Genomic DNA, 6173 nt, shown 5'->3' on the forward strand with positions numbered 1-6173 from the left:
TCGAATCAAGACACGTCGAATCAAGACACGTCGAATCAAGACACGTCGAATCAAGACACGTCGAATCAAGACACGTCGAATCAAGACACGTCGAATCAAGACACGTCGAATCAAGACACGTCGAATCAAGCCACGTCGAATCAAGCCACGTCGAATCAAGACCCGTCGAATCAAGACCCGTCAATTTAGGACACTGGGTGCCGACCTCGACGCGGCGGTCGGCGAGGTCGATATCGACATGCCGGACGAGGCGGGCGGGCGGCGCAGCCAGTGCGATCGACCTGGTCTGGGCCGGCCACCGTATGCAGCTCGTTCCGCAACAAAGGCCCTGGCCTCTAGGTACGATGGAGGCCTGCTTCCACGTCACAGACGATGAAGGGAAGGCTCAGATGAAGCGTTCGATCATCGGTGTCATCGCAGTCCTCGCCCTCGCCGGGGCACCCGTGGCTTCAGCTCAGTATCCAACGCCGCCTCCAGTTCCCCCGGTTCCTCCGGCTCCGAGTTGTGTTCCCGGGGTGGATGGATGTCCGATTCCAGCTGCGCCGCCAGTACCGGCTATTCCCGCTATTCCGGCAATTCCATACATCCCCTAAGCGTCCACACATCCCCTGAGCGGAGGCCGCTCCCGCCGCTTCGCTTTGCGCCCGCCGCTGCGCACTGAACGCAGGCCCGGTGCAGGCTGCGGAATTCAGGACTAAGGTCCCGGACAATCAGGGCGTCGGCCTCTGTCACGTGCGTTCCCAGCCTGATGTGATGAACGTGGCGGCCGCGAACCGCGGGCGCGAACGGGAGGCTCGGCGATGAGCATTTCAGAACAGGCGCAAACGCGGACCCGCACGTTCTCGCGCGTGATCGGTCCCTTCCTCGTCATCATCTGCGTGACGGCCATGGCCCGCGCATCCGATATTCAGGCGCTATTTTCGCAATTCGAGGCGAATTCACTGTGGACCTGGGTAATCGGCGCCACCGCTCTGGCCTTGGGCTTGGCCATGGTCGCCGGTCACCACTACTGGCGGGGCGCGGCGGCGATCATCGTGTCGGTGCTGGGCTGGCTCATCGTGCTGCGGGGGGTGCTCCTGCTGGCCTTCCCATCGGCCTTCATCTCGATGGCCAACAGCATGATCGGCGCGCAGTTCTGGTGGGTAGCGCTTGCCATCTTCTTCGCACTCGTCGGCCTGTATCTGACCTATGTTGGCTGGTTTCGCGGACCCGGGCAGTCGGCATCAGCGGAGACCGACTCAACAAGAGATCTTTCGACTGCTGGGTGATCAGGGGGTGAGCTTGTCCAATACCTCTCGCAGGTGCAGGAGAATCCACAAGTGCCCTGCCCCGGGCACGAAGTGGGCCTGACAGGACGGCAGCGCGCGGCTCAAAGATTCGCCCATCGCAGGCGGAACGCTTCGATCCAACTCGCATGACCACAACAGGACCTCGCTGCGTATCTGCTCCACCGGAAAACCCCAGGGGAGGCCGTGATTGGCGGTGATGTCGTCGACCATCCCCGCCGCACCACCGCGCACGGCTTCGGCAAAGTCGTTGACCAACATCTGATGAATTTCCGGTCGATCGAGGACAGCTCTGTCCACGTCGTCAATCTTGTATTTCATCGTGTCGATGTATCGCCGGGGATTGCGTCTGATGAACGCCGCCAGGAATCGGGTGTTCGCGTTTGACAACCGGGGTAGATACCACGCCAGTTTCAGGAAAAACCGGTTGGTCCCGCTCATTCCCTCGAACACCCCGGGCGTATCGGTCGGTGCGGGCGACGAGACGATGCCCACCGTCGTGAGTCGCCGGGGCATCTTCCAGGCGCAGGCCAGCGCACCCGGGCCACCTCCGGAGATGCCTAGCACTGCGAACTTGCCAATCTGCAACGAATCTGCCAGTGCTTCAACATCATTCGCCCAGTCCAGAAGTGTCCGGCCGGGGTTGGGGTCCGAGCCACCGTAGCCGGGACGATCGGGGGCGATGATGCGCGCGGCGGGCGGAAGCGAACCATCTGGCAGCATGCCCCAGCTGAGACGCGAGCCGGGGACTCCGTGGAAGACGAAGACGGGAACGCCGGTCGCCGCACCGTATTCGGCATAAGCCAGGCGCCGACCGTCAGACATCTGAATCGCAGAATCGATTCGCGGCGCGATCACGGCGCCCGCCCTGCGCGGAACGTCAAATGTTCACCGAATCCCCATAACCCAGAATTGTGCACGCCACGCCGAGTCGCTCTGCTTCACGCTTGAATCGCTGATCATCGGCCACTCCAAACCGCCGCTTCCACAGGAACGGAACGCTGTAGTGACACGGGATGACTCGTTGCGGAGCAACTAGTTTCACCGCCTCAAGCGCCTCGTCGACGTCCATCGTCCACGTGTTGGCGCCGAGCCCGCCGATCGGCAACATCAGCACATCCGCTGAGACGCCGCTCCATTCCGGCACCAGCACCGAATCGCCGAGGTTGAGTATCGACGTATCGCCGATCGTGATCTTGAATCCCATTGATCCGAGGCCCACTCGCTCGTCGGGTCCGGGCCGCGCTCGATACGTGAAGCCGAGGACCGGGGCCGCGATAGGGCCGTGTTGTGTCTTCACCGCCTCAACGTGCACGCCGTTCAGGCTGATCGACTCACCGACATCGAGCGGATGCAGATTGTCAAAGGGGACCCACGATGTCAGTGCCCGGCCGCGGGGTGCGACAACAAGCGTTGCGCCGTCCACCTCGCGCGTCAGGCCCCTGCCACAGATCACTTCCGCTCCGGAGGCCGCTGCGAGACGATCCGATTGCCAATGGTGGTCGGGGTCGCCGTGGGTGATGACGACATGGGTCACATCGGGCCACTCCGACGTGGGGATCAGACTCTTGAGTTTGAAGATCCACAAGTTCTGTCCCGGATCAACTGCGACCTTCACGTCCTCATGCTCGATCAGGAACGCGTTATACAGGTAGTGCGTGATCTTCATGGTTACGCCGCTCTCGGACACAACGAAGTCTACTTCGATCCACCCGCGGTGGCCATGGCCACTGAGAGGCGCGCGACCAGCTGACCCCAAACCCGGCCGCTCAGACTCAACCCCAGTGGTTGTGGTGGTGGCGCGAGCTCGAGCGGGGTGCGTATCCGAGCGACGGCGCAGCCTTGGTCTGGGGAACTGCGACGATGCCGGTACGCGGTGTCAGATCGTGCTGGATTTGCTCCTCCTGTTGGTTCTTGTTGTTGTTGACCGCGGCGGCGGGGCCGGCTACTCCGAGGGCTGCGCCGCCGATGATGCCGGCCGACAGGATGGGCAGAGCGACGAGGCGGGTGAAGCGGCGGGCGGTGTTGCTGGTCATGGTGGTGACTCCTTCTGTGCTCATTGGGTTTTCGGTTCCTGCGCCGGTGCTCTCCGGCGATGAGATAACTCTCGCGTACCCCGTTGCCGATGTCTGTCCGCCGAACAGCGGTCTGTGCGGTGGAAATCGCTGTCCCCCAATCGGGGGATAACGCTTCCTGCGGTGTGAAAAACTCACCCGGTGAACGGCGAAAAGGTGCAGGTAGTGGTGGCTGACGATCACCCGCTGCTCCGCGACGGCGTGGTGCGTGCCCTGGAATCGAGCGGATCGGTGGACGTGGTCGCCGAGGCCGATGACGGCACAGCGGCATTGGCGCTCATCCGCACGCACCGACCCCACGTCGCACTGCTCGACTATCGGATGCCGGGCATGGACGGGGCGCAGGTGGCTGCGGCGGTACTGCGCGAGGAGTTACCTACCCGGGTGCTGCTTCTCTCGGCCCATGACGAGGCCGCGATCGTCTACAGCGCACTGCGGGACGGAGCCGCAGGATTCCTCTCCAAGGATTCCAGCCGCTCCGAGTTGGTCGAGTCGGTGTTGAGTTGCGCGCGGGGCCGCGACGTCGTAGCCCCGCAGTTGGCCGCCGGACTGGCCGGAGAGATCCGCCGCAACCGCGACTCCAGCGCGGCGCCGGCGCTCAGTCCGCGAGAGCGGGAGGTCCTCGCACTGATCGCCCAGGGCCGCAGCATCCCGGCGATGGCCGCGGAATTGTTTCTGGCACCGTCGACGGTCAAGACCCATGTGCAGCGGCTGTACGAGAAGCTCGGCGTAAGCGACCGGGGGGCGGTGGTGGCCGAGGCCATGCGCCGCGGGCTGTTGAACTGATGAGAGTGTGGGAATGACGTTGAGCCGCGTTGTCTCCTTCTTCGCCGCGCAGCCCGTCCGGGTATCGGCGGTGCTGCGACTACCTCTCATCGGCCTCATCGCGATGCTGGTGTTGCTCTGGGAGGTGGACCACTGGCTGCCGCATCTCTACCTGGTAGTGCTCGGCTGCTACGCCGTAGCTGCCGCACTCTGGCTGCTGGTGGTACTGCGTGGTCCGCTGCCGCGGTGGGCAGACTACGCATCGACCGCCGTCGATGTGCTCGTCATCGTGGTGTTGTGCCTGGTGTCGGGTGGAGCCACCGCCGCGCTGCTTCCGGTGTTCTTCCTGCTGCCGATCTCAGTGGCGTTCCAGGACCGTCCGATACTGACCGCGGTGTACGGCACCGGAATCGCCGTCGGCTACCTCGCGGTGTGGATCGTGTACTCCAAACGCGATGACACCGTCGGTATGCCGGACATGGTGTACACCCGCTTCGGGTTTCTGTTGTGGCTGGCGGTGGCCACGACCGCGCTCTGTCTGGTGATGGCGTGGCGCCAGGCACGCGTTCAGGATCTCTTGCAGACACGCAGCCACCTGGTCTCCGAAGCGATGCAGGCCGACGAACGGCACAACCGCAACATCGCCGAACACCTGCACGACGGCCCGCTGCAGACGCTGCTGGCTGCCCGCCTGGAACTCGACGCAGCGCGTGATCGCAGTACCGACCCGGCCTTGGACACGGTGTACGCCGCGCTTGCTCAAACAGCGACAGCGTTGCGCTCGACAGTCACCGAACTCCACCCTCAGGTGCTCGCGCAGCTCGGGCTGACAGCGGCGGTCCGGGAGTTGGTGGTCCAGCATCAGTCCCGCACCGACCTGCGCATCGAGGCTGACCTCGAAGAGGTAGGAAAGCCCGAGTCGCAGGCTCTGATGTTCCGCGCGGCCCGTGAACTGCTCACCAACACCGTCAAGCACGCCGGCGCAGCGACGGTGCGGGTGCGGCTTCTGACTCGAGGAGACCGGGTGGTGCTGATCGTGACCGACGACGGCAAGGGGTTCAACCCAGCCGATGTCGATCAGTTCGTCGCCGACGGGCACATCGGATTGGGGTCACTGCAGGCCCGATTCGATGCGATGGGCGGGGAGCTGAACATCCGGTCGGCTCCCGGTGCCGGCACCGAGGTGACCGTGACCTCGCCGCCGAATGCGCCCGCCTCCCGGTCCAGCCAACAACGCTGACCGCGAAGCGCCGCGAGCACCGCGGCCGCGCTCAGGAAACCGTGACGTGGATGTGGTTGAAGTGATTGGCCACCCGCCACATGGTGTACGAAACACCGAACCGCCCCGCCTGGCTTTGAACATCGGCGTTGATGGCATCGCCCAGGCCCATGTCTGAGCCAATCATGATGTCAATGGCGCGGCCGCTCGGGTGATCGGGCAACGGGTCCGAGCGCACGCCGCCAATGGACTGGACACCGGGGTAGTTGGCGATGATGTATGCCGTGAGGGCCCTGGCGTTGGGGACCAGACCTCGCATACCGACGGTGGGGATGTGGGCCCCTGGGCCCAACACTGCCTGCATCGCTGGGGAAAGCGCGGCATAGCTTGCCTTGACCACAGCGACCTGGGTCTGGACCTCGGACTGCTTCTTCTGTAGGTCTGCTCGCACGGCCGCCGCCGCGTCGGCGGCCGCCCTGGCGTCAGCCGCAGACTTGGCCGAGGCCGCCTCCACGGCCTGCCACTCCTGCTCGACCCGGCGAAGGCTCTGCAACTGCTCGGACATCGTCGAGTGCATGACGCGCTGGATGGACAGCTCGTCGATGAAACTCTGCGGCGAGGCCGCGGTCAGGATCGCGGAGAAGTCATCGGCACCCCCGCCCACGTAGACCGCAGCAGCGAGTGTGTCGACGGCAGCCTGGCGGGGCACAAGCTGGGCCTTGGCGCCGTCCAGGGCTGCCAAGTCGTCGGCGTGCTTCTCTTCTGCCTCAGTCTGCAGCTGCACCTTCTTGTCAAGGTCCAGCTGGGCCGCCTGCACGGTCTCAATCA

General features: G+C 64.3%; 7 protein-coding genes. 3 read left to right on the forward strand and 4 right to left on the reverse strand.

The genetic code is table 11. The features are described from left to right. Positions 1 to 800 precede the first annotated feature (800 nt). Positions 801 to 1268 carry a hypothetical protein gene (locus ACPGXI_RS17425; RefSeq protein WP_526655188.1) on the forward strand — a complete coding sequence of 156 codons (468 nt, stop codon included), beginning with the start codon at positions 801 to 803 and terminating at the stop codon, positions 1266 to 1268. Here the strand turns inward: ACPGXI_RS17425 and ACPGXI_RS17430 are convergent, their stop codons facing one another. The 3 genes from ACPGXI_RS17430 to ACPGXI_RS17440 form a co-directional block, all read right to left on the reverse strand. Continuing rightward, the gene (locus ACPGXI_RS17430; RefSeq protein WP_526655190.1) at positions 1269 to 2111 is read right to left on the reverse strand and encodes an alpha/beta fold hydrolase; all 843 of its coding nucleotides are present in this window, start codon (positions 2109 to 2111) and stop codon (positions 1269 to 1271) included. Between the two features lie 55 nt (positions 2112 to 2166). Next, the gene (locus ACPGXI_RS17435) at positions 2167 to 2976 is read right to left on the reverse strand and encodes an MBL fold metallo-hydrolase (RefSeq protein ID WP_526655192.1); all 810 of its coding nucleotides are present in this window, start codon (positions 2974 to 2976) and stop codon (positions 2167 to 2169) included. An 85-nt stretch (positions 2977 to 3061) separates the two neighbouring features. Then, positions 3062 to 3322 (reverse strand): hypothetical protein, encoded by a 261-nt coding sequence (locus tag ACPGXI_RS17440; RefSeq protein ID WP_526655194.1) that lies wholly within the window; start codon positions 3320 to 3322, stop codon positions 3062 to 3064. A 180-nt stretch (positions 3323 to 3502) separates the two neighbouring features. Between ACPGXI_RS17440 and ACPGXI_RS17445 the strand changes: the two genes are divergently transcribed. Next, complete coding sequence (locus tag ACPGXI_RS17445; RefSeq protein WP_526655196.1) at positions 3503 to 4147, forward strand: response regulator transcription factor; 645 nt, start codon at positions 3503 to 3505, stop codon at positions 4145 to 4147. A gap of 13 nt (positions 4148 to 4160) precedes the next feature. After that, on the forward strand, positions 4161 to 5366 hold the full coding sequence (locus ACPGXI_RS17450) for a sensor histidine kinase (RefSeq protein WP_526655198.1): 1206 nt from the start codon (positions 4161 to 4163) through the stop codon (positions 5364 to 5366). 31 nt (positions 5367 to 5397) lie between these two features. On the opposite strand, the gene ACPGXI_RS17455 is transcribed toward ACPGXI_RS17450, so the two are convergent. Further along, the coding region (locus tag ACPGXI_RS17455) for a coiled-coil domain-containing protein (RefSeq protein ID WP_526655200.1) at positions 5398 to 6173 on the reverse strand (776 nt) is incomplete at its 5' end.

The organism is Mycobacterium sp. (assembly GCF_049608025.1).
GTDB lineage: Bacteria > Actinomycetota > Actinomycetes > Mycobacteriales > Mycobacteriaceae > Mycobacterium.

Excerpts from the sequence above, each read along its gene's own strand:
- ACPGXI_RS17425 (WP_526655188.1), top strand. The coding sequence starts at position 801 with ATGAGCATTTCAGAACAGGCGCAAACGCGGACCCGCACGTTCTCGCGC.
- ACPGXI_RS17430 (WP_526655190.1), bottom strand. The coding sequence starts at position 2,111 with ATGTCTGACGGTCGGCGCCTGGCTTATGCCGAATACGGTGCGGCGACC.
- ACPGXI_RS17440 (WP_526655194.1), bottom strand. The coding sequence starts at position 3,322 with ATGACCAGCAACACCGCCCGCCGCTTCACCCGCCTCGTCGCTCTGCCC.
- ACPGXI_RS17450 (WP_526655198.1), top strand. The coding sequence starts at position 4,161 with ATGACGTTGAGCCGCGTTGTCTCCTTCTTCGCCGCGCAGCCCGTCCGG.